At 48.3% G+C, this 23,874-nt stretch carries 20 protein-coding genes; 7 read left to right on the top strand and 13 right to left on the bottom strand.

Translation table 11 applies throughout. The features are described 5' to 3' along the window. A partial coding sequence (locus tag QUB30_RS17130; RefSeq protein ID WP_333335402.1) for a hypothetical protein occupies nucleotides 1-204 on the top strand: 204 nt, incomplete at its 5' end. Here the strand turns inward: QUB30_RS17130 and QUB30_RS17125 are convergent. The 3 genes from QUB30_RS17125 to QUB30_RS17115 all read right to left on the bottom strand — a co-directional run bounded on the left by QUB30_RS17125 (nucleotide 157) and on the right by QUB30_RS17115 (nucleotide 6,016). Further along, complete coding sequence (locus QUB30_RS17125) at nucleotides 157-1,836, bottom strand: AarF/ABC1/UbiB kinase family protein (RefSeq protein WP_333335429.1); 1,680 nt, start codon at nucleotides 1,834-1,836, stop codon at nucleotides 157-159. The two genes, QUB30_RS17130 and QUB30_RS17125, sit on opposite strands and share 48 nt — an antisense overlap. A gap of 545 nt (nucleotides 1,837-2,381) precedes the next feature. Then, a complete protein-coding gene (locus QUB30_RS17120) occupies nucleotides 2,382-4,487 on the bottom strand; it encodes an ATP-binding protein (protein ID WP_333335399.1) in 2,106 nt (701 codons plus the stop codon). A 653-nt stretch (nucleotides 4,488-5,140) separates the two neighbouring features. Next, nucleotides 5,141-6,016 (bottom strand): hypothetical protein, encoded by an 876-nt coding sequence (locus QUB30_RS17115; protein WP_333335397.1) that lies wholly within the window; start codon nucleotides 6,014-6,016, stop codon nucleotides 5,141-5,143. 178 nt (nucleotides 6,017-6,194) lie between these two features. On the opposite strand from QUB30_RS17115, the gene QUB30_RS17110 reads away from it, so the two are divergent. Next, nucleotides 6,195-6,740: a LeuD/DmdB family oxidoreductase small subunit gene (locus QUB30_RS17110; RefSeq protein ID WP_333335394.1), complete on the top strand. Its 546-nt coding sequence runs from the start codon at nucleotides 6,195-6,197 to the stop codon at nucleotides 6,738-6,740. A 396-nt stretch (nucleotides 6,741-7,136) separates the two neighbouring features. Here the strand turns inward: QUB30_RS17110 and QUB30_RS17105 are convergent, their stop codons facing one another. The 6 genes from QUB30_RS17105 to QUB30_RS17080 form a co-directional block, all read right to left on the bottom strand. Further along, nucleotides 7,137-8,543 carry a family 2B encapsulin nanocompartment shell protein gene (locus QUB30_RS17105; protein ID WP_333335391.1) on the bottom strand — a complete coding sequence of 469 codons (1,407 nt, stop codon included), beginning with the start codon at nucleotides 8,541-8,543 and terminating at the stop codon, nucleotides 7,137-7,139. Between the two features lie 148 nt (nucleotides 8,544-8,691). Further along, the gene (locus tag QUB30_RS17100) at nucleotides 8,692-10,101 is read right to left on the bottom strand and encodes a family 2B encapsulin nanocompartment shell protein (protein ID WP_333335388.1); all 1,410 of its coding nucleotides are present in this window, start codon (nucleotides 10,099-10,101) and stop codon (nucleotides 8,692-8,694) included. 117 nt (nucleotides 10,102-10,218) lie between these two features. Then, the gene (locus tag QUB30_RS17095; protein WP_333335386.1) at nucleotides 10,219-12,492 is read right to left on the bottom strand and encodes a family 2 encapsulin nanocompartment cargo protein terpene cyclase; all 2,274 of its coding nucleotides are present in this window, start codon (nucleotides 12,490-12,492) and stop codon (nucleotides 10,219-10,221) included. 31 nt (nucleotides 12,493-12,523) lie between these two features. Then, nucleotides 12,524-14,785: a terpene synthase family protein gene (locus tag QUB30_RS17090; protein WP_333335383.1), complete on the bottom strand. Its 2,262-nt coding sequence runs from the start codon at nucleotides 14,783-14,785 to the stop codon at nucleotides 12,524-12,526. A gap of 133 nt (nucleotides 14,786-14,918) precedes the next feature. After that, on the bottom strand, nucleotides 14,919-15,359 hold the full coding sequence (locus tag QUB30_RS17085; protein WP_333335380.1) for an NUDIX hydrolase: 441 nt from the start codon (nucleotides 15,357-15,359) through the stop codon (nucleotides 14,919-14,921). 94 nt (nucleotides 15,360-15,453) lie between these two features. Continuing rightward, entirely contained in the window at nucleotides 15,454-15,885 is a 432-nt protein-coding gene (locus QUB30_RS17080) for a DNA-binding protein (RefSeq protein WP_333335377.1), read from the bottom strand. Between the two features lie 155 nt (nucleotides 15,886-16,040). Here QUB30_RS17080 and folD point away from each other — a divergent pair, with 155 nt between their 5' ends. Continuing rightward, nucleotides 16,041-16,919, top strand: a complete 879-nt coding sequence (folD, locus tag QUB30_RS17075) for a bifunctional methylenetetrahydrofolate dehydrogenase/methenyltetrahydrofolate cyclohydrolase FolD (RefSeq protein ID WP_333335374.1) — start codon at nucleotides 16,041-16,043, stop codon at nucleotides 16,917-16,919. A 73-nt stretch (nucleotides 16,920-16,992) separates the two neighbouring features. After that, nucleotides 16,993-17,796, top strand: a complete 804-nt coding sequence (locus QUB30_RS17070; protein ID WP_333335371.1) for a calcium-binding protein — start codon at nucleotides 16,993-16,995, stop codon at nucleotides 17,794-17,796. Nucleotides 17,797-18,052: 256 nt separating this feature from the next. On the opposite strand, the gene QUB30_RS17065 is transcribed toward QUB30_RS17070, so the two are convergent. Both QUB30_RS17065 and QUB30_RS17060 read right to left on the bottom strand, forming a co-directional pair. Then, nucleotides 18,053-18,826, bottom strand: a complete 774-nt coding sequence (locus QUB30_RS17065) for a methyltransferase domain-containing protein (protein ID WP_333335367.1) — start codon at nucleotides 18,824-18,826, stop codon at nucleotides 18,053-18,055. A gap of 83 nt (nucleotides 18,827-18,909) precedes the next feature. Further along, nucleotides 18,910-19,398 carry a GNAT family N-acetyltransferase gene (locus QUB30_RS17060; protein WP_333335364.1) on the bottom strand — a complete coding sequence of 163 codons (489 nt, stop codon included), beginning with the start codon at nucleotides 19,396-19,398 and terminating at the stop codon, nucleotides 18,910-18,912. Nucleotides 19,399-19,508: 110 nt separating this feature from the next. On the opposite strand from QUB30_RS17060, the gene QUB30_RS17055 reads away from it, so the two are divergent. From QUB30_RS17055 to QUB30_RS17045, 3 genes are all read left to right on the top strand, one after another. After that, nucleotides 19,509-20,396 carry a LysR family transcriptional regulator gene (locus QUB30_RS17055; protein ID WP_333335361.1) on the top strand — a complete coding sequence of 296 codons (888 nt, stop codon included), beginning with the start codon at nucleotides 19,509-19,511 and terminating at the stop codon, nucleotides 20,394-20,396. A 196-nt stretch (nucleotides 20,397-20,592) separates the two neighbouring features. Continuing rightward, the gene (gene crtE / locus QUB30_RS17050; RefSeq protein ID WP_333335357.1) at nucleotides 20,593-21,519 is read left to right on the top strand and encodes a geranylgeranyl diphosphate synthase CrtE; all 927 of its coding nucleotides are present in this window, start codon (nucleotides 20,593-20,595) and stop codon (nucleotides 21,517-21,519) included. 14 nt (nucleotides 21,520-21,533) lie between these two features. Then, nucleotides 21,534-21,992 carry a divergent PAP2 family protein gene (locus QUB30_RS17045; protein WP_333064375.1) on the top strand — a complete coding sequence of 153 codons (459 nt, stop codon included), beginning with the start codon at nucleotides 21,534-21,536 and terminating at the stop codon, nucleotides 21,990-21,992. A 60-nt stretch (nucleotides 21,993-22,052) separates the two neighbouring features. Here the strand turns inward: QUB30_RS17045 and QUB30_RS17040 are convergent, their stop codons facing one another. Together QUB30_RS17040 and QUB30_RS17035 are read right to left on the bottom strand one after the other, a co-directional pair. Continuing rightward, nucleotides 22,053-22,556, bottom strand: a complete 504-nt coding sequence (locus QUB30_RS17040; protein WP_333335353.1) for a YbjN domain-containing protein — start codon at nucleotides 22,554-22,556, stop codon at nucleotides 22,053-22,055. A gap of 176 nt (nucleotides 22,557-22,732) precedes the next feature. Then, nucleotides 22,733-23,638: a ferritin-like domain-containing protein gene (locus QUB30_RS17035; RefSeq protein WP_333335350.1), complete on the bottom strand. Its 906-nt coding sequence runs from the start codon at nucleotides 23,636-23,638 to the stop codon at nucleotides 22,733-22,735. Nucleotides 23,639-23,874 lie beyond the last annotated feature (236 nt).

Here is a 23,874-nt window from a genome sequence, read left to right as displayed (position 1 = left end):
TGGTACCCGCCACGTGATTTATCCGTGGAATCAATCCAAAATCGAAAATCGAAAATCCTCAAGCCCCCGCATTTATCCGTGGGGTCAATCGAAAATCTCAAATCTCAAATCTCAAATCGATTGACTGCGATCGCAATTCCGAATTACCAAGTATATTTATCGATCGACCATTCGATCGAGCTTTTCCCTAACCAACAAATCTAACAGCGATCGCAACACAAACAAGCCGCCGAATCCCGAAACCGCAAAAGCTGCGATCGCCCCCGTTTGATATCCGCCCGCCAGCAGCACAGCACCCGACAGAAACACAAAACCAGTCAGACAAGCAAAAATTAAAGTTTTCAGAGCTAAATTAATCCGTTTCAAGGCTCTTTCGCTCTCGATATTTCGCACTCTAATTTGCAACTCGCCATCTTCTATCCGCTTCTCTAAACGTTTGAAAAAAACTTCCGCTTTACTTGGCTGCTGCAACTTATATGTAATAAAACTTCGCGCTTGCCTTGCCAATTCTCCGATCGCATTTCCCCGCCCCTTGCTCACCGCAATACTCTTGACAAAAGGCTGAGCGGATGCTATGAAATTGTAGTGAGGGTCGAGAGTTCTAGCAATGCCGTCGAGAGTCGTCACCGACTTGACAATAAACATCATTTCTGCTGGCAAGCGAAACGGTTGCTGCTCGAACATAATGTAAAGTTCGTTCTTAATTTCATTAAAAGCTTGAAAGTCGATCGGCTTATCAATAAACTTATCCAACAAAAAAGCAATCAGCCTGCGCACCGGCATCATATCCGGCATTGGCTCAACCAAGCCCATAGTAATTAAAGTATTGAGTACCTCGTCAGTATCCTTTCTCAGGACAGCAAAAAAAGTCTTGACCATTTGGTCTTTAGCCAGAGACTTAACCTCAGCCATCATCCCAAAATCGTAAAAAATCAAGCTGCCATCTTCTGTCACCGCCAAATTTCCCGGATGCGGGTCAGCTTGAAAAAAACCGTCAATTAACAACTGCTTCAAATAACAGCAAATTCCGAGTTGATTGAGCTTCGCAATATCTAGTCCTATCGCCTCTAAACTAATGCGGTCGTCTACCTTAATTCCTGGTGCGTATTCTACAGTCAGCACTTTTTTAGTCGTGTATTGCCAGTAGACTTTCGGGACAATAACCTGAGGATATTCTCGAAAATTATGGCTAAAGCGGTCGGAATTTTTACCTTCTTGCACGTAGTCAATTTCTTGATATAAAATCTTAAAAAACTCGTGATAAATAGATTCGAGATCGTACTTGCGCGTCCCAGGCAAATAGCGATCGCAAAAACGCATCACTTGGCGAACCGCCTTCACATCCAAATCAAATAAACTTTCCAAACCCGGACGCTGCACCTTGACAATCACATCTTCCCCGGTGTGCAGCCTCGCTTTGTGCACCTGTCCCAAACTCGCAGCAGCAATCGGCGAGGGGTCAAAATCGCGGTACAAAGCATAAATATCCTTGCCTAACTCTGATTCTACAAGAGCGATCGCCTCTTCGGAACTAAACTGAGGAACCCGATCCTGCAACTGTTCGAGTTCCTTCACATACTCAAGCGGCAGCAAATCTGCCCGAGTCGAGAGAGACTGCCCGATTTTAATAAAAGTCGGGCCTAAATTCAGCAAAGTATTGACCAACCAATGAGCGCGAATTCTTCTAGTATGAGGAGAATTATTTTGCAGCAGTCCATCCCACCACAAAAAAAACATAAACTTTCCCGCCGCTGCAAAAACGTCTATTTGTCGTGCCAGCGGCGAATATTTAGAACGTTGCCAACGCAGGGTTTTAGGTGCAGCTTTTGTGAGCATAATAAGGGCGATCGAGTTCCATGCACCGCGACAATTTTTATATGACATTCCTGGACGCAAAAACAGGCTTGTACGACAAGACGCGTTGCAGGCTTTTGAAACAGTTAATAAACCCGGTTTCTTTGGTCAATACTGGGTGATATCATCTCCAGTTATACAATCATAATTAAGTTCGTCGTAAGGAATGCAAGTTCTTCGGTCCTGGAGGCGCGCTTCCCAAAAAACCCGGTTTCTCGTTGTCGCGATCGAGCGTATATGACCAAATTACGTCAACAAACCGGGTTTTTGCGTCCAGGACTGTCCTGATTAATTCATAAATAGAGGACGATCGTACTCACTACAAACACGCACTAATTAGGGGCAAATAAGTGGACATCATATAAGTTCTGGGGAGAACTAGCAATGGAGAATCGACAATGTAGACCGGCAACCAGAAAAACAAATCAAAAAGGAGGATTTTATAGCGTTTGCAATATTTCCAAATCTCCCTCTTCTGGCAAGTCTTCGCCTGTTCGCTGCCAATTAAGGGCCGCTTCTCCACCCAACTATTCTTCTAGATTACAAAGTTCCGCTGCAAATTGCGGCAGAGTCAGAGTAAAAGATGTGCGCCACAACTTGTCAGGTTCTGAACTTTCTGCCGGACAGCTAGACACATCAATAGTACCATTCAAGTGCTGCACTAAACACTTTACCAGCGCCAGACCCAAACCCGTACCGGCGATAGCTTGGTCAGTAATGCCAGTACCGCGGCGGAACTTTTCAAAGATGTGGGGCAAATCAGCAGCAGAAATGCCTGGCCCCAAATTAGAAACGCTCAGGACAATACAGTCGGCCGCCTCAGACGCCTCGAAAACTACGGCCGTTCCAGAAGCCGAGTATTTTCCAGCATTTGTCAGCAGTTCCAGCAGCACCCGCTTGAGACTGTCCGGATCGGTTTCCAAGCAAGGGGCAAACTTGGGCAAATCCACCTTCAGAGTCAATTCCTTATCGACCCACTGTTTCTCAAAATCCCCAGCTAAATCTTGAATTAAACGCTTGAGATCGATTTTGAGTAGAGAAATAGGGGCTTGTTGAGGCTCAAACTGCTTGAGGGCCAGCAAATCGTTAACCAGAGAGGTTTGCTTAGAACACTGCTGCTCTAGAATGTCGAGATACTTAGCCCGACTCGCCAACGGCCCTTCAGCTTGTTTGAGCATCAGAATCGCCAGCTTCATGATTGTTAAAGGGGTGCGCAACTCGTGACTCATAGTGCTGAGAAACTCGTCTTTAATTAGCTTCAATTTGCGCAGTTGCTCTAGTTGAATGGCAGATTGTTCGTAAAGTTTCGCCTGCACGTCGAGACTTTGCTGCAACTGAGCGCTTCTGTCTTCGACTAGGGTTTGCGCTTCCTTGAGCGTTTGAGTTTGGATAATCGCCCTGCTCGCTTGAGCGCCGACTAATTCTAGAACTTCCAATTCTTCAGGTATCCAAGCGCGCTGCTGGGAGTGCTGCAAAATCAAGAACCCCAAGACGGTTTCCTGGGAGCGATCGCCCGTGAGGGGAACCAACAGCATGGCGCGAATGCCTTCGAGTTTCAAGATTTCTGCGGTGCTGTGTTGTTCCTTGCCGATTAATTCGCCTGCGTCAGCGAGGGCGAGGGGTTTGGGTGCGCTGTGGAATGCTTTTTCGCACAAATTCGATTCCGACATCCAAAAAGCGGAAAAGTTATTTGGTTTTGAGTTGGGAGTTGTGGATTTAGAATTAGCAGTTTTCTCCTTATTTTTTGTTTTGGCTGTCGAGCTTTGTTTCGCCGCCTCGCTTTGTTCTATTGCTTGTTTTATTTCATTTTTTGTCAAAACAGATTCGCAAACTAATACAATTTTTGCTTTGGGTGTTTGATTGGGGGCGGAAGGCTTTAAGATAGAGTCTGTATATTTCAACAGCAGGATTTGACCTCTATCTACTTCCAGGGTATCGACGGTATTTTCAAGAACTTGTTGCAAAACTCGATCGAGTTCGGAACTCGTATCGAGCGATGTAGCAACTGCTCCGATGAGATTTTTGTATTTAGTTTGTTGCTGTAACTGTTGATTTAAATTTGCAATTTCTTGATTTTTTTGAATCTGATAAATCGCGATGCCGATCGCATCTGATGCTGCTTCAAGACGCTGCCGATCGCCTGCCGACCACTCGTGAGGTTGCGACTTACCCACAATCATCATGCCATTTACAGCCCCTCCAAATCGCGCAGGCCCTGCCAAAATTGCTCGAAAAGGCAGCGGTGTCACAGAGGAATTGGGCGATGAAGGTGCCGGACTATCGAGATAGTCGGCTATCGCCACTATCTCGCCGTCTGCTAGCACGTTTGCCAAGACGGGATGTTCGAGTGATATGCTAGGCGATTTTAATTTTGTGGTTTGGAGGTGTTCCGGTGTTGGAGTTGAATCCGCTGCTGCACCGCCAGCATTTGGGCGATCGCTTCTATTTTGCCAGCAAGCATTCGGATTTACTACTTTCTGGTCAACCACAGCAGCAACCAAACAGAAATCTGCCTGACAAGCAACGCCCAAAGTATTTGCTATTTGCAGCAGCAGGATTTCTCGATCGAAGCTGGTCGCGAGAATTTGGCAAATTTGTCGCCCGAGAAGGGCAGGATCGACCTGGTACTGCATAAGACGATCCAGAAATTTTTGGACTGATAGTGGTTCTGGGATTTGTGGTAGAAGCAAAGTGCAAGACTCTAACGACAATCTGTCGATCGAAGTAAAGTCTTGATTTCCCTGGCGATCGATCATGGCAACCAAGCCTTTATTCTAAGATGTTTGAGGCGGCTCCCGCTGCACATAGAGAACCTATCCATAACTGTCGGCTTGACTGTTATGAGCCTGCTTTCTGTGTTTGCGCAGCCTGTCGGCGGGTCACTAGATACGTGAAAATATACCCAGATCTTACCTAGTTCTATATTTCCTGTTTTCTACCCTTCGATCTGTAGGGGATGAACTTTACCATCCTTTACCGGATGAGGATAAATCATATTCCCGCTAATTTTGACCGTTATTGGTAGTATGAAGCTTTTCTAGAGACCGCTTAGTGACACCCCTCTCCTCACTCTGTGATGTTTCCTATTTAAGTTTGTGAGCCTAACAAATTTTTATTGTGATACAAATCTGCCGATCGAGTGACGCCGATCGCAAAAATTCAAAATCAAAAAATTATCACTCATAAGATATTTGAGAGTTTTCGAGTTTTTGCTCAAAAACTCATTTTTCACAACTCCTACCGCAGCCGAGCCAACTCTCTTGTTAAATTTATCCGACTTACCTGCTTACTTATTTTGTGCTTCCTGTTGGGCTTTATCGCTATTTTGGCGGTAAAGTACCGTCCGGTTCAGAGCCGTTGTGTAGCGTGGATGCTGGGAGGGCACGGCGGCCATCAAATCCGAAGCTTGCTGCCACTTAGCAGCTACGAATAACCAATCCTCGCGAGATTGAGCGGTTTTGCCGTCGGTAGCTGCTTGCGAGGCGACTCGCACTGCTTGTGCAAAAGAGTCAACTGCAGAATTAGCCGTCTCCTGAGAAATTTTCACAGCAGGTTTTGCCTCCGAGGGAGGGGCAGTGGCAACTGCTTGGGTTGTGGCTTGCGTGCTGTTTAGCACTTGGGAATTAAGCCCTTTGTAGATGGCGGCCGCTGCCCCGAGCAACAGCACGGTCAAGCTGATGCCACCGACGATACCGCGCTCAAATTGCCGCGGTTGCTGCATCGAGCGAGGTACAGCTATTCTCGGCAAACCCCGCTTCCCTGCCAGAGCTTGGCGTTCGTGATGGGCGGTGGCCAGACGCTTAAACAAATTGGGCTTTCTGAGTTTAACTTCTTGAGACCACAACAGTTGATTCTCGGGATCGCGGCTAATTTCTTCGAGCCACAGCAGTTGGTGTTCTCGGACAAGCCGACTGTTGATGTTGACTCGGCGAATATTGCGGGGCGAAATGCCCTCCAAAATTTCTCGGACTCGATCGACCAAACTAGACTGTTCGAGCAGTTGGGGTGTTGCAGCTTCGCACAGCAGTTGCAGCACCCCCTCTGCAAACACGGCTCTGGCCCTCACGCCTACCTGTGCGAGTTCGTCATTAAGGATTTGAATAATCGATGCAACCGAGCCCTCGCGAGCTTGTCGAGCAATGTCATCAATTGGATTGGTCATAAAACTATCTTGACGCTTAGCAATCAGTTAATTGTTAACCCAAAGTCTCGGATTTAATTTTTACTCATACAGGTTATCACTGACACTGCCAGGTTAAAATGAACAGATGCAAATCTTGCATACCGATCCACTTAAAATTATCACCACAACATCGAGCGAGGCTAACAGGAAATAAACTATGGGTAAAGTAATTAGCGGTCAAATTTTTGTTGTAGACGACAACATCGATACAGATCAAATTATCCCGGCCGAATACCTGACCCTGGTTCCCTCGAAGCCGGACGAGTACGAGAAACTAGGCAGTTATGCGATGATTGGGTTGCCCGATCGCTACGGTAAGTTTATCGAATCCGGCGAACAGAAAACCCGGTATCCGATTATAATAGCGGGCGAAAATTTTGGCTGCGGTTCTTCGCGGGAGCACGCTCCGATCGCTCTGGGGGCCGCCGGCGTTAAAGCAGTGGTGGCTTTGTCTTACGCACGCATTTTCTTTCGCAATTGCTCGGCTACTGGCGAATTGTACCCGATCGAATCTGTCGATCGACTCTGCGACTTATTTGTAACGGGCCAAGAAGTGACGATCGACTTTGCGAACGATCGAATTATCAACCACACTCAAAATCTAACTTGCTCCCTCAAGCCTTTAGGAGATGTCGGGCCAGTGATTGATGCCGGAGGGCTGTTTGACTACGCGCGCCAAACAGGAATGATTGCGGCTCGGTAAAGACTGCAAAGAAACCCTATGGCAACCACGGGGGGATTGCCTACAAAAACCGGGTTTCTTGATATTGTTTGTATTGATGTCCGCCTACTCTTATTTTGAAATTTGGTAGTGCCTAACAAGTATAAGACTTATGCAACTGGCACACTTCTATTGACTTGTAGAGTGCTCTACTACTTTCGTTATAGGGCGACGATCGAAAGTTTGGGATAGTAGAGCACCTTACTACTTGTTACACTTCCGTAAGTCCTAAAGTAATGATACTGGCTAGAGTAGTGTGGGAGTTCTGGCGTTGCTGAGTGAAGGTTTTCTTGGCTACCGATCGGGATTTAGCGGAAGCCGCGGGGGTGTCCGATCGGACAATTTTTGCAACAGAAACTTCTCAATAAATATACCCTCCTAGCGCCCGATTTCAACATCTTCAAGGATACCGAGGGCGTCGGGAACAAGAACGGCTGCCGAGTAGTAGGCGGTGACGAGGTAGGAAATAAGGGCCTTTTCGTTGATGCCCATGAATCGGACAGACAGGCCAGGTTGGTATTCGTCGGGGATACCAGTTTGGTGCAGGCCGATCACGCCCTGATCTTCCTCACCAGTCCGCAACACCAAGATAGAACTGGTCTGGTTCTTGGTAATTGGGATCTTGTTACAGGGAAGAATGGGTGTATTGCGCCAAGTGATTACCTTGGTTCCATCCATGTCAATGCTTTCTGGGTAGATGCCCCGGCGGTTGCACTCCCGACCGAAGGCGGCAATAGTGCGGGGATGAGCCAGGAAGAACTTCGACTTCCTCCGACGAGTAATCAATTCATCAAGATCGTCGGGGGTGGGAGGACCGCTGCGGGTGTAGATACGCTGTTTCAGGTCAGCATTGTGCAGCAACCCGAATTCCCGGTTGTTGATCAAATCGTGTTCTTGACGTTCCCGCAATGACTCAATAGTCAGCCGCAGTTGTTGTTCCGTCTGATTCATCGGTTCGTTGTACAGATCCGCGACGCGAGTATTCACCCGCAACACAGTCTGGGCAAGGCTCAATTGATATTCGCGGGGTGAGAGTTCGTAATCAACGAAAGTCCCTGGCAACTGGGTTTCCGCAAGATGACCGGCAGACAATGCGATCGAAGCTTCGCCCTGCTTGTTCTGTGGTTGTTCGGCACGAGTCCTAAACTGTTCAACCTGAGCCTGCAACGCCCCCGACTGGTTGAGCAGTTCCCGAAACGCCTGTTGTGGTAGCGCCAATACCGTGCATCGGGTAACAGCCTTGATTGTGAACTTCCAAGTGCTTTCTGACTCCACCACAGTTTCATCGCCGAAATGGTCGCCATCTGCCAGCATATCCAGCAAAGGTTCATCGCCATACTTGCCAACAGCCACCTTGTTGACCTTGCCATGAGCGATCAGGAAAAGCCGATCGGCTGCCTGACCTGACTGCACTATGATGTCACCAGGCACGAACTCCTGTTGCACAAACCTACTTGCCAACGCGCTCAACACCCCAGTGTCGTTAAACCCTCGCAGCAATGGCAACTGACAAAGTTCTTGGGGAATTACCTCCACCACAGATCCGGTGTTGGTGAAACTTAGCTTGCCATCAGCCACCGTATAGGTCAACCGACGGTTCACCCGATAAGTACCACCCTTCGTCTGCACCCACGGCAACATCTTCAACAACCACCGCGATGTAATTTCCTGCATCTGCGGTGCAGATTTGGTTGTTGTTGCCAAATTTCTGGCGGCCGCTGTACCCAAACTCAGGTGGCGCTGGTGACGCTCAACCTCTAAACCGGGATCATTAGAATACGTCATTACCTCATCCTCTAGTTACTCACAAAAATGCCTGCTCAAATAGTTAAGAGGTTAAAGCAATAAGACTTTTGTCAATGAGTAATTACGCTTAAATTCGATCGTAATTACTCATTGACAAAAGCCGTTTACCTTAACTTCTCACGAATGCTTAGCGGCCGATTTCGACATCTTCCAGAATGCCGAGTGCGTCGGGTACTAGGACGGCTGCGGAGTAGTAAGCAGTGACGAGGTAGGAGATGATGGCTTGTTCGCTGATACCCATGAAGCGGACAGAGAGGCTGGGTTGGTATTCGTCGGGGATACCCGTTTGATGTAAGCCGATCACTCCTTGTTTTTCCAGGCCAGTGCGCATCAAGATGATAGAACTGGTGCGGGCCTTGGTGATGGGGATCTTGCTGCAGGGGAATATGGGTACGCCGCGCCAAGCCGTCACTTGAGCGCCGTTCACATCTACGCTTTGTGGATAGATGCCCAGGCGGTTTGCCTCCCGACCGAAGGCTGCGATCGTGCGGGGGTGAGCTAGGAAGAACGATGGCTCCTTCCATACCGTAGCCAGCAGTTCGTCGAGGTCGTCGGGGGTGGGTGTGCCACCGCGGGAGTAGATGCGCTGTCTGAGGTCAGCGTTGTGCAACAACCCAAAATCGGGGTTGTTGATCATTTCGTCTTCTTGACGTTCGCGTAATGCCTCGACGGTCAGCCGCAGTTGTTGTTCCGTCTGGTTCATCGGTTCGTTGTACAGATCCGCTACCCGGGTACTTATCCGCAACACGGTTTGGGCGAGGCTCAATTCATATTCCCGGGGTGCAATCTCGTAATCAACAAAGGTTCCTGCCAATGGAGTCTCTTCAGCATGACCCGTTGCCACCTCAATGGCTGCTTCACCTTGGGCTGTTTGTGGCTGTCTCAGGCGCTCGCGGAACTGCTCAACATGAGTTCGCAAATCCTCGGACTGGTCGATCAACTGCTCAAACACCTGTTCCGACAGCGACAAAACCGTGCATCTGGTAATCGCTTTGAGGGTGTACTGCCAGATGTCCTCGGACTCCACCACAGTTTCATCGCCGAAATGGTCGCCGTCGGCGAGCACATCGAACACGATTTCCTCGCCATACTTGCCAACACCAATCTTGTTCACCTTGCCATGAGCAATCAGGATCACCCGATCGGCAGGCTGACCAATCTCGACGATCGTATCGCCGGCGACGTACTCCCGCTGCACAAACTGGTTTGCCAACGCAGTTAACACGTCAACGTTGTCAAACCCTCGCAGCAATGGCAACTCAGTAAGTTCGCGGGGAATCACCTGCACCGTCGCTCCGGTGTTGGTGAAAGTGACGCGCCCATCACCGACGGTATAACTCAACCGACGGTTGACTCGAAACACACCGCCCTTCGTCTGCACCCACGGCAATAGCTTCAACAACCACCGGGAGGTAATCTCCTGCATTTGCGGTGCAGATTTGGTGGTCGTTGCCAAATTACGGGCGGCGGCTGTCCCCAAACTTAAGTGGCGCTGATGACGTTCAACATCTGTACCGGGATCATTAGAATACGTCACAACTTAATCCTCAAATATCTAGTTAGTCAAATTAGTCCAAAAACAATGCTGGTTTACATGACCGAATGCTGACAAAAGAACTTGCAGCAGCAAGACCTATTCTCTTACAGAAGGGTTTTAATTGCTAGACCCATTACTGACAAAATTCCTCCCGGCACCGATCGACGAAGTGATACGTGCAGCCGAGGTGCCAAGTCCTGTGGGGCCGCCGAGCACTCGCGCTATCGGGGAAGCACTATTACGCAATTCAAATTCCTTATAGCGGTCTACCTTGATATGCCACTTCAGTACCCCGCACATCCAATTTTCTAATTTTTCAACGTATCCGAGCAGTTTCTTGCGGGTACTTTCATCCAGATTGAAATCGTCGAATAGAGCAGGCAATTCAGTGGCAACAATGTGTTGAAACTGTTTTGCCCGATCGGTCATCAGATTGTTCACAATCTCGACAGCCTGGGGTATATCGCAGTTGAGGAAATTCTGCACAACCAGCACGACGTTATGGATTTCGCCCTCGAATTCAATTTCTTTCTGGTAGGAGAAGATATCGTTAGTGAAACAGGCAAAGTCTGCCGCTGAATTTTCCAGCGATCGTATCGGCCGGCTGTAGTAAATCTCCATCGGGATCTCGCCGCCCTGGGCTAGTCGGGACAGGCTCATCGTCAAATCCGAGCCGAACGTCTTACGGCGCATCTCAATATAATCGATCGGGTCAGGAATCCGATTTTGGAGCTGGTTGGCGAGTTCCCACACCCAACTGTCAGTCATGTCCTGAATCGCACGGCGGAACTCAGTCCGCGCGGTGAGGGACATGGGGCCAGCAGTCCGAGACCAAATATCCGCTAAACCCCGTTCCACCGGATTAGTTGGTACGGCTGGAGGGGTGGAGTTGTCGAGAGGCATGAAGACCGACATTCGGGCGTTGAACACTTTCGCACCAACTATGTCTCGGTTGTTTCCGTAGATTGCTGGGAAGTAATCGTCAGCATAGGTTCCCCACACCAGCCAGCACGCTGTCAGATTTAGCTCATCCTCAGACCCTTTGGGATGAATCCACGCGCCGCATAGGGCGACATCGGCAACATCAAACTTGTGGTCATTCCAGATAAAGCCATCAGGAATGCCCGGTAGCTCGTCCAGCATCCCCATCTGGCGCGCCCATTCCTTAGAATGCTTCCGGGCCTTATCCAGATTGGGATTCAAAGTGGTAGAGAAGGGCATATAAAACTTAGGCAATTTCACGGGCCCTACAGCCTGGTAGGGAACGTGAGTAAAGCTATTGAACCTTCCTAAACCCAAGGTGGTGTACAACGATTCCAACCGCAAACCCGAGGTGCCTAATCCTGTGGGCCCTAGATTCAGCGTCGGTGTCGCAGAATTACCCGCTTCCTCGTTCATGTAGCGGCTCGATCTCATGTGCCACTCGTGACCGCCAGACTGCCAATCCTGAAGTCCTTTGATGTAAAGGAGAACGTTCGCACGTTCTACGGGGTCTACTCCGTGCTCCTCAAAGAGGGAGGGCAACTCGGTAACAGCAGTGTTGTCAAACTGATATAACCGCGAGTTCAGCAGCTCGTTGGTGAGATTAGCCGCCTCTTGGGTACTAATATTCAAGAAACGCTCCAAAACCAACACGCAGTTGGAATTTTCACCTTCCTCTTCCACTTCTCTCTGGTAGGAGAACAGGTCGTTGCGAAGATGCACTCCATCGGCAAATGTGTCTTTCAGGACTCGCATCGGTCGAGTGGCGGCAATTTTAGCTGGAACTTCTACAAACGCAGCGTGTTCGACGAGATGGGCTGACCAGGGTGCGCCACCGACTTTGCGCCGCATCTCGATATATTCGATCGGGTTGGCAATCCGATTTTGATTGATATTGGCGAGTTCCCACATCGACTCATCTAAGAGGTGTTTGGTACTCTCAAAGAATCGTCGCCGCCATTCCACAGACTTGGTAAAGGCAGTGCGAGACCAGAGGTTTAACAAACCGCGCTCTACTGGGTTGGTGGGAACGGGAGGGGTTTCGTCAGGGAAAATCGGCATAAATGCCGGTAGTCGATCGAGGTATTCCTTCGCCCCAACCAGATCTTGACTGCGCTTATAGATTTCCAGAAAGTGATCGTCAAAAAAGAATACCCACACATACCAGTCCGTTACTAGGTCAAGTTCCGTCCCTGGTGCGTCTGGATGGGTGTAAGAGCAAAGTAAAGCGTAGTCATGGGCATCGAATTTGCGTTCGTCCCAAATAGGTTGCCCTTGGGCTTCCTCTTTTGAGCCAAGTATGCCCATATCGTAAGCCCACGCCTTGGAATGAACTCGCGCTGCTTCCAGGTTTGGGTTCAGCCGTGCCGGCCAAGGCATATAAAAATCTGGCAGTTTAAATGGTTGCATAATTTGTGTCTAAACTATACTCAAGTCTTGTCTAGCGATTATTGACAAAAGGATTGCTCGTACCGACGAAAGAGCCGATATTGAAAGCTGAATTTCCGAGCCATTTGGGAGTGCTGACTCCTGGCCGTGCCTTCGGAAGATTGGGGGAAGGAAAGTCAATATAGCGGCGAGTTTTTTGAGTCCAAACAAAATTACCCGCCATCCAAATCTTCAATCTTTTGACATAGGCAAGGCATTGCTGGCGGGCATTTGCGTCTAGGTTTAGCTGGTCAAATAGATTTGGTAGTTCGGCGGCGATATGTTCAAACTCATTCAATCGAGCGGTCAAGAGATTGTTAACAATGTTGACCGATTCCTGTAAAGGGCAGTCAAGAAATCGCTTGATGACTAACACGCTATTGTGGATTCCGCCTTCAAACTCCATTTCTTTCCGGTAGGAAACAATGTCGTTTGATAAACCGATCCAATCAATTGTGATGTGGTTTAGCGATTGTATCTGTCGGCTAGAGTGAACTTCCGGCGGGATGTCCTCGCTGAGGTCATATTGAGCCAGGGCGATCGTAATGTCTCCGGCAGCAGTCTGGCGACGCATCTCAACGTAATCAACTGGTTCAGGGACTCGATCTTGGACGACATTGCTAATTTCCCACCATTCCCCATCAACGTAGTTTTGCATATGGTTAGCAAACTTTTGCCGCCATTCCAGCGGCAGGTGGGAGGCGGTGCGCGGCCACAGATCGATCAAAGCCCTTTCCAATGGGTTGGTTGGCACAGGGGGTGGGGTTAAGTCCACTGGCATGAAGGCTGGTATTCGGTTGATAAAATCTTTAGCCCCCACTAGATCCCGAGGGCGTTTATATCTTTCCTGGAAGTAGTCATCCTCGAAGAACATCCAGACACACCAATCGGCCACCAGTTCCAGTTGCAGAACGGTCATATCTGGATTGGTTGCTGCTGCGAAGAAACCGAGATCCATTGAGTCGAACCTGCGTTCGTCCCAGATGCCAAGGTTGAGTGTATCCTCTACGGGGCTTAACATCCCCATGGCACCTGCCCACGCCTTGATATGCACGCGGGCTGCTTCCAGGTGGGGGTTGACCTGGGCTGAGAACGGCATATAAAAGTTGGGAAATTCAAACTCGTATGTAAACTCGTCCTTGACTTTCTCCGGTGTCTTCAATCCTCCTGGACGCTTGGTATCCCTCGGTAAATCGAAAATCCTCGCCAGGGAAGTTCCCAGCCCTGTGGGGCCGATCGCCAATCGCCCTGTGGCTGAAGAATTTTCCGCTTCTTCGTTCATGTAGCGGCTCGATCTCATGTGCCACTCATGGCCGCCCGACTGCCAATCCTGAAGTCCTTTGATATAGAGGAGAACGTTTACCTGCTGTACGGGGTCTATACCTTGCTCTGCAAAGAGTAGGGGAAGTTCAGTGATTGCGGTGTTCTCAAACTGGTGTAACCGCGAGGTGAGCAAATCGTTGGTGATGTTAGCGGCCTCTTGGGCGTCAACGTTGAGGAATTTCTCAAGCACAAGCACACAATTGGAATTTTCACCTTCATCTTCCACTTCTCTCTGGTACGAGAATAGATCGTTGCGAAGGTGCACTCCATCGGAAAATGTGTCTTTCAGGACTCGCATCGGTCGAGTGGCGGCAATTTTAGCCGGAACTTCTACAAACGCAGCGTGTTCGACGAGATGGGCCGACCAAGGTGCGCCGCCGACTTTGCGCCGCATCTCGATATATTCGATCGGGTTGGCAATCCGATTTTGATTGATATTGGCGAGTTCCCACATCGACTCTTCTAAGAGGTGCTTGGTACTATCGAAGAACCGTTGCCGCCATTCCACAGACTTGGTAAAAGCAGTGCGAAACCACAGGTTGACCAAGCCTCGCTCTACTGGGTTGGTGGGAACGGGAGGGGCTTGAGTCGGGTAAACTGGCATAAATGCGGGTAGTCGATCGAGGTATTCCTTCGCCCCAACCAGATCTTGACTGCGCTTATAGATTTCGAGGAAGTGATCGTCAAAAAAGAACACCCACACATACCAGTCGGTTACTAGGTCTAACTCCGTTGCTGGTGCGTCTGGATGGGTATAGGAGCAAAGCAAGGCGTAGTCATGGGCATCGAATGTGCGTTCATCCCAAATAGGTTGCCCTTGGGCTTCCTCTTTTGAACCAAGTATGCCCATCTCATAGGCCCATGCCTTGGAATGCACTCGCGCCGTTTCCAGGTTTGGGTTCAGCCGCGCCGGCCAAGGCATATAAAATTCTGGCAGTTTAAAGGGTTGCATTATCTGCGCGTAACCTTCTGTTGGGTCTTGTTGCTATTTTTTGCCTACTAACGAATGAGCTGTGGGATTTGGCGAGCATTCTCGCCGCCCTAGCCAGGTTTCATATGTGGTTTGTGTGCGATTGTAATGTACGCTATTTCATATTCACGCTTGCGTTCGAGTCAATAAAATTTAACAAAATACGTTGGTGAGCAATGCCAAAAGGTCGCACATCTCCTGACTGCTCAGAAAAGCATTTTCCAGCCAGAATCTGCTCCGGTGTCAACAACTTCATATCCCAACCCTCAAGCAAAACTAAATCCTTGACATCCGCACTAAGTGGTGCGTGAAAAACGTAGCGAATAACATCTTTTTCGACATCGCAACAGAAAAAAGCAACACTTGGAGGAGCATAACTAATTTCTTCTTTCAATTCCCGCAAAACGGCTAATTCCGGCGTTTCTCCAGGTTCCAAGTGTCCGCCAAACAAAGCCCAATGTCCCGGATACCTAATATTAGGAATATCGTCCCGCAACTGGCATAGAAACTTGCCTTCTTGGTACAAAATCGCGATCGCAACGTGAATTTTAGTCATCAATTAGAAGGAAGAACGAAGAACGAAGAACGAATAAGGCAGAAGAAGGAGCAATTAATAAATAACAAATAACAAACAACCAATTACCTTCTGCCTATTTCCCCTTTTCTGAACTGGGAGTGCGCTTTAACTGTTCTATTTCGTCAACATAAACCTCACCTAAATCCTTACCAGCCAATTCCTTCAGCGTAATACTTTTATACCGGACTTCGCCTTTAAGCAACACTTCATCACCAAGTTGCGGCAAATTTTGTTTGGTTAAAATCCAAATACTGCCAGTACCATCCTCAAGTTGATAAGCCGCATTCCCGACAAACGGAGCGCGATTTTCCACCTTTCCTCGGAGATAAACTTCAGCATCGACTTGCCGCTTTTGTTGAACGTCGCCAATGCTAGCGACATTAAAGCCAAGATTAAGTTGAGACAGAGGTAAATTGCCACAACTGAACAAAGCGCTGGCGAATATGAGCGATAAAGAGCCGATGCAGCTTTTTTTAACCCAAACTTGCTTAATTACAGTAGTCATTTAGTCAAATGATAGAAGATTGGAGATACGACTTACTGTAACAGAATTGGAAAAATCGATCGCAACTCAGAAGAGACTGCTGCACGATCCAGGTGAGCGTTTAAGCTAAAATCTAAAATCGTCAGCCGTTTCTTACCCCTAACCCACAGTCTACAATGGAAGCCAAAACTGCTCGCATATTAGATGGTAAAGCTTTAGCCCAAAAGATTCAAAGCGAGCTGAGCGATCGAGTCCGCGCCCTACAACCCCAAAAGGGGCGTCCTCCGGGACTTGCGGTGCTGATGGTGGGCGACAACCCGGCCAGCGCAGCCTATGTTCGCAACAAAGAGCGAGCCTGCGCTAAAGTTGGCATAGCTTCCTTCGGCCAGCATTACCCCGCAAACGCTACTCAAGCCGAACTAGAACTTGCAATTCGTGCACTCAACGAGGACGATCGAGTAGACGGCATTTTAGTTCAATTACCGCTACCAGAACACTTAGATGCAATTGCCCTGCTGTACCAAATTGCCCCCGACAAAGATGCTGACGGACTTCACCCTGTAAATTTAGGCCGCTTGGTGCGCGGGGAAGAAGGTTTGCGGAGTTGTACTCCCGCCGGAGTGATGCGGTTATTGCAGGAATACCAGATTGATTTAAAAGGAAAAAACGCCGTTGTTTTGGGCCGCAGTATTTTGGTGGGTAAACCGATGGCGCTGATGCTATTAGAAGCCGATTGTACTGTTACTGTAGCTCATTCGCGATCGCAAAACTTAGAATCGATTACCAATCAAGCCGATATTTTAATAGCCGCAGTCGGCCGCACAGAAATGATTACACCTAATATGGTCAAACCCGGATCGGTAGTAATTGATGTCGGTATTAACCGCGTCGTCAATCCAGACGGTACGAGTCGTTTGGCCGGAGATGTTGATTTTAATGCTGTTAAAACAGTAGCCGAATTTATCACGCCGGTGCCCGGAGGAATCGGGCCGATGACTGTTGCTATGCTTTTGGAAAATACCGTTTCGAGTTATATTGAATACGGTTCTAATTGAATTATGACCCACTTGTGAGCCAGTATTGGCTCAAGTAGGGTTAGTAATCTACCAACACACAAAGATTTTAACTATGCCTTTAAAACCCGATCCATCAGGGATAGTGCGCTTAATTGGCGACAACACCTCGGAATTTATTCAACTTTTTCCTGGAGATCTAACCAACTTCCCTTTAGGAGCTTGGGCCCTTGATGGCGACGATACAGTAGATGGCTCAGAGGCTAGCGAGTTAATCCTGGGAAATCAAGGTGAAGATATTCTCAGAGCTTTTACAGGCAACGATTCTGTATTTGGGGGAAAAGGAAAAGATGCCTTGTTTGGAGGGGAGGGGAATGACTCCCTCAGTAGCGGTCTAGATGCTGATAGGCTTCTTGGAGGCGCTGGCGATGATATTTTATTGGGGGGGAGAGGCAATGATTTGTTATCCGACGGAGAAGGGAATAACACTCTGGTTGGCGGCTTGGGCAGAGACTTCTTCGAGTGTGGGTTTGACAATAATAATTTATGCGTTCTGGGAATAGATCCTGCCGCTACAGATATCAATTCTAGTGATATAATCGAAAGCTTTGATCCAGATTTAGATCGCATTGGATTAGCGAGTGACTTAACGGTCAATGATATAGTGTTGGAGCCGGTACAGAATGTGGCATTAACATATACGTTCGATGGGCCGCAAGCTTTACAACCATTACTCCCTCCAGGTCCGGCCGACACATTTAGCGGATCTGCTTCAGCAACTCAACCCAGAAGCGGAATTACCGGAGTTTATTCAGGAACTCTAATGAGAGTCAAGAATTCTAACGCGATTTTAGGTTTTGTACAGGATGTAACGCCTAATGAACTTCAAAGCAGGATTGTTTCCGTTCAGGGTTTCTAAGTTCAGGACAATCACTGGTGGCATGACAAACTTATCATATTGTTAGCCACAAATTAACTCCTGATATTTACACGGCTTACGCAGAAACGCTAGTAGTAGGGTGTGAAATACGCACCTTACTACTATGGGTCGTGTAAAAATTGGCTATGCAGCGTAAGTCCTGTAAAATTCTTTACTCTTTGAGTCCGCTTGGAGTGGACGAAAGTGGGTGTAGTAGCGCTTTCAAGATCGGATCGAAATCACTAATCACTATGATTTACCGTGAGGAATTTTTGATAGCAACAACGCGAATTCGGCGATAATCTGCAATCCAATTACCATCGCGGTACAGCGCCGATCGCAAACGCTCTTCAACGGAGTTCATTACCTGCGATCGCACATCATCAGACAACCCCGACAAAAACCCGCCAGCAAACATCTCAATCCAATTTACCATACCCGCGCTGCCACCTTCTAGGGGAGTCGGTCGATCGAACAAAACCGCATAACCCACATCAAATCCCTGCTTTTCCAAAAGCCCAGCATACTCGCCAATACTCGGAAAATACCAAGGATTAAGCGCTTCAGGCTCCTCGCAGCCAATTTCTGACAAAACACTCAAAAGTGCCCGGACGATCGCCCCCACGTTCCCCTTACCGCCAAACTCAGCAACAAAACGGCCTCCCGGCTTCAGCGCTTTTTCCACACAATTAATCACAGCATCCGGCTGTTTAATCCAGTGCAAAACCGCATTAGAAAACACAGCATCTAACGGATATTCTACTTGAAAATTTCTCGCATCTGCAGCAGCTAAATTGATGTGAGGATAATTAACTTTTGCCGTGGAAATCATCGACAAAGATGAATCAATACCTTGCACAAAAGCACCACTTTGAGCAATCTTTTCAGTTAACTGTCCCGTACCGCAGCCCAAATCTAGAACTTGTTCTCCAGCCTGCGGAGCGAGTAACTCCAAAAGCGATTCCCCGTACTCCCAAACAAAAGCATGATTTTGCTCATAAAGAGCTGAATTCCAAGAATTTTCTGACATCTCTTCTCTTCTTTCCTTTTCTCTTTTCTGTTTTCTTCTCTTAGCGTTCTAGCGCTAACGCGCTTTCGCGGTTCGTTATTAACTTATTTGCCAGCAAGCAGATTAATTGCATTCCCATCAATACGGCAAACCCTAATATTTTCCAAAATCCGCGCTCCCTGCTTTTGGTAAAAAGCAATCCCCGGCGCATTGCCAGTATTAACAGTCCATTCAATCCGCCCGCAATGTGTTGACTCAGCAATTTGTGCCAAATACTTTAACAGCGCTGTACCGACTCCGATACCGCGCATAGGAGCTTGCACAAATAAATCATCAAGCCAAAGACACGGCTGCGCCAATAAACTTGAATAGGAGGAATGAAACATAGCAAATCCTACCGCTTTTCCCGCAACTTCCCCCAACAAAACCCGCGCTAGCGGAGGCTGGCAAAACAACGTTTGCAGCAATTTATCTACTGTTGCTGCCAACAAATTTTTAGACCCATCAAAATCGCTTTTTTGTGAAATAAAATCCACAATTAATTCCAAATCTGCCAGATCTGCTTCTCTAATTTTGATATCCAAATTAACCATTGTTTAATTCTCAATTTCGCCTATTAATCACTGTATGAAATATCATCATTAATGTCCAATATATGTTTAACTAACAACTTATACTTTTAAAATATAAATCATGGGGACTTATGGAACTTCGGCATTTGCGTTATTTCATTGCAGTTGCAGAGGAATTGAATTTCACTCGCGCAGCCGAAAAACTGCATATTGCCCAACCTCCGCTGAGCCAACAAATCCAGCATTTAGAGGCAGAGTTGGGGTTTCAACTGTTTCGCCGCACCAAGCGGACGGTGCATTTAACGGCTGCGGGACAGGTTTTTTTCGAGGAAGCCGGGAAAATTCTGCAGCAAGTCGATCGAGCAATTCAACTGGGCCGACAAACCAGTCGGGGCGAACTCGGCCAACTGACGATCGGCTTTGTGAGTTCCGCAGCACACAACGTGGTTCCAGCTATTTTGCAGGCGTTTCGCACTCGCTGTCCCGCCGTCAAGCTGGAACTGCACGAACTGACGACAAACGAACAGTTGCAGCGGCTGCGGTTCGGGCAAATTGATATCGGCTTCGTGCGCCCTCCGGTTGAGGAAGATGGGATAAATTCTGAAATCGTTTTTCGAGAACCGCTGATCGTGGCACTGCCAGAAACGCATCCGGCGGCCGATCGCACGCATCTTGAATTACGCGAACTTTCCACGGAACCGTTCATTTTGTTTCCGCGCTCCCTAGCTCCGGGGTTGTACGATCCGATCGTCAGTCTTTGTCAACAAGCTGGTTTTAGCCCGATCGCAGCTCAAGAAGCAATTCAAATGCAAACCATTGTGAGTCTGGTAGCCGCCGAAATGGGAGTGGCGATCGTCCCGGCGTCGATGCAAAATTTCCAGCGCAGCGGGGTTGTTTACAAAGCGTTACCAGAATCAACCTGCACTGTGGCGATCGCTCTGATTTGGCGCAGCGATCCAACGGCGGCGGTGCAGCGGTTTTTGGAAGTCGCCAGACAAATCAGCGGATTAGAGATTTGAGATTTGAGATTTGAGATTTGAGATTGACGGGTAATTTGACAAAGTTATTAAAACTCAAAGATTTTCTGTGCAACAACACCCGTAGAATGATTAATTGATGCTCGGAGTTCGAGCAACTACCGCCGTAAAAGTCGGCACGATCGACCCGAACGGCTCAGAATATCCCACGTAACTATTAAGTACAAGAGAGCAAGGGATGGTATTGGCAACAGAAATGGGTTCGTCCCAACCGGAATCCTCTTTCGATTTATCTACTTATCTAGTCAAGCGAAAAGAGGCGATCGAGGTAGCTCTCGACAGTGCACTCCCGGTCATCTACCCAGAGAAAATCTACGAAGCAATGCGCTACTCGCTGCTAGCGGGGGGCAAGCGCCTGCGTCCGATCTTGTGTCTGGCTAGCTGCGAACTGGCCGGCGGCACTACATCTATGGCAATTCCGACAGCTTGCGCTTTGGAAATGATCCACACGATGTCGCTGATTCACGACGATTTGCCGGCAATGGACAATGACGACTACCGGCGCGGCAAACTGACGAACCACAAAGTCTACGGTGAAGATATCGCCATTTTGGCTGGCGATGGTTTGCTGACCTATGCTTTTGAATTTATCGCCACTAAAACTGAGAACGTACCCCCCCAGCAGGTGTTGCAGACGATCGCCTATTTGGGTCGCGCTGCCGGGGCTGGTGGACTCATAGGCGGTCAGGTGGTAGACGTGGAATCGGAAGGAAAGACAGATGTTTCTCTGGAAACTTTGAATTACATTCACGCTCACAAAACAGGCGCGCTGTTAGAGGCCTGCGTAGTTTGTGGGGCAATTATCGCTGGGGCCTCGGCTGCGGATTTGCAGCGGCTGTCTCGTTTCGCTCAAAATATTGGGCTGGCTTTCCAGATCGTTGACGACATTCTGGATATTACTGCTACCCAAGAAGAACTGGGCAAAACTGCTGGCAAAGATGTTCAAGCAGGAAAAGTCACTTATCCGAGTTTGTGGGGAATTGAGGAGTCTCGCCGCCAAGCTTCACAGCTTGTTGATGATGCTAAGGCTCAATTGGCAGTATTTGGGAGCAAAGCTCTACCGCTGCTGGCGATCGCCGATTTTATTACCAGCCGCAGTAACTAGAAATACCAAATACTATGCAGGAAATTTGCAGCGGCATCTTAAACAATCATATACTCGTGGTTGCTTTGCTTGCTTGTCTGGCGGCTCAGATCATGAAGCTGCCGATCGAGTTGGTCAAAAATCGCAAGTTTAATCTTCGGTATTTGGTAACAACGGGGGGAATGCCCAGCGCTCACTCGTCTTTTGTGGGCGCTTTGGCTGCTGGAGTGGGACAAACGATGGGATGGGAAAGTCCGGACTTTGCGATCGCTGCGATCTTTGCAATTATTGTGATGTACGACGCAGCAGGCGTCCGGCAAGCAGCAGGCAAGCAAGCTCGCATCCTCAACCAAATTATTGACGAGTTTTTTGAGGAAGATCACAACCTTAATGAGGCTCGCCTGAAAGAGTTGCTGGGACACACTCCTTTTCAAGTGCTTGTCGGTTTGGGGCTGGGAATCACTATTGCTTGGATCGCAGGGCCTGCATATTAGTTAACTGTTAACTGTTAACTTTTAACTGTTAGTTGTTGACTGTTAACTGTTAACTAATGACTACTGACCGAATTCTGCTTGCAGAATATCGTCATTGTCATCGGCGATCGTGGCGACAATAGTAATAACCCGAGAAATTTCCCCGGCCGAGATTTCCGCCATCGTCCGAGTCGATACTACCGCAACTTTATTGTCAACAATGGCAAAATGAGATTCCAAAGTAGACAGCCAATTCATTTCTAGGATTTTCCGCATTAATTGAGCTTCATTCTTCGCTGGCAACTGCAGTACAAAAGCCCAAACAGTCAAAGTATCATCTTCGGTTTCGCCCGTGAGTTGCACGAACACTTCAACACTGCCGTACTTGAACTTCCAAAGATGTCCGCCAGCTTCACTTTGACCGACCATCACTTTTTGGTCTACAGCCATGCTGGCGATGACAGTTTCAATTTCTTCTGCATAGGTGACGGCTGTGGCTTTTTCGACCTGCTCGGAGGCGATCGCACTTTCACTTGAGAGGCTCTCTGCGGAAGCTGTTTGTATGTTCGGCTCGCTGGTAGTCATGATTATATTTAGATGGAAAACTATTCCAATAATCAGTTTACTTGCTAAAGCTTAAAATTATGATTTTAAATAACTGGTTCCGAGGCTATGCCAAGGAACCAGTATATCTCGCTTGTTTGCGGAGGCAGACGCAAGTTTGACTTGCAAAGCGGTTTCAACCAGGTTCGCGATCGTTTTTAAGCCTTGGGCTTAGCCGTCGCCGGCTTCTTCTCAATGGTATTCAAGCCGTTGAGGAACATGGGTACCAATTTCTCCATAAATGCCTGCGGATCGCGGTTCCAGGCGCGCTGAGCTACATCGACTCTAGTCATTTGCAGATCCGGGGCCAGCAGGGTTCTGGGTAAGCGTTCCATCAGGTATTGCGGGCGTTCCCACATCGGCATGGTGTTGGCAATATCCACGAGGCGGGTGACGCGGCGGAGTTCTGCCCCCAGCATGATATCCATTCCTGATTCAAAAGCTGCTTGTTCGATCGCCATATACTTGCGCTTTGCCTGTTCCACCTTTTGGCGGTGTTCCGGGCTTTTGTCGGCGATTTGGGCCAGCCAGCGATTGCCCCAGCGGACGTGACCAGCTTCTTCTGGAAAAATCTTTTCGATTGTTTCGCGGATTTTGATGTTTTCTGCGGTTTGGGGAGCCTGTTTGAGGGCGTGGATGTGCGCGCCGAAATACTCGCATCCTCGCTTCTCGGTGACGTTAATCGCGGCGAGGGAAGAAATTACAAAGTCTTCGCGGTTTTTGGTAGGGTCTTGTTGTTCGCTGTCATACAACCTTTCAAATTCGTCAATGTAGGAGACTCCTGGCGGCGTTCCCACATTTTGGCCGAGGTCTACCAGCAAGTCGGTGAGCCACATGGCGTGCCGCGCTTCGTCGGAAATGTGCCGAGAAAGGTCGCGCACGAGTTCGGCTGGTTCCCCGTTTAGCTGTTCGATCACCTCGGTGAGGTCTTTGCAACTGCGCTGTTCGCTAAATCGGTAGCGGTTGAGGGTGATCAGGTGAATTTCGCGATCGCGCACTACATTAGCTAAAATTTCGCGCGCTCCCATTGCGTTGCGAAGCTTGCGGGGATAGGCAACAGTCATGCTTTTATGTTGTTTTGTAAAGATACTTATATAAGTGTAACGCACTTTTTTCGACAACCAATTACCTCCCAAGGCAGAAAGTTATTGTTTAGCACGGAGATTCAATTTTATAAAGACACTTTTTTTACTAGCTCAACCAATGACAATAGTTTTTAGTTGCGAGTCATACCATTTTAGATTTTAGATTTTAGATTTTAGATGAAAAATGACTGATGACTATCAGGGTTGGGAGCTTT

Origin of the sequence: Microcoleus sp. BROC3 (assembly GCF_036702515.1) — a bacterium.
Classification (GTDB): domain Bacteria; phylum Cyanobacteriota; class Cyanobacteriia; order Cyanobacteriales; family Microcoleaceae; genus Microcoleus.
Note: the sequence above shows the minus strand (reverse complement) of the source record. Positions and strands in the feature narration are given on the sequence as shown.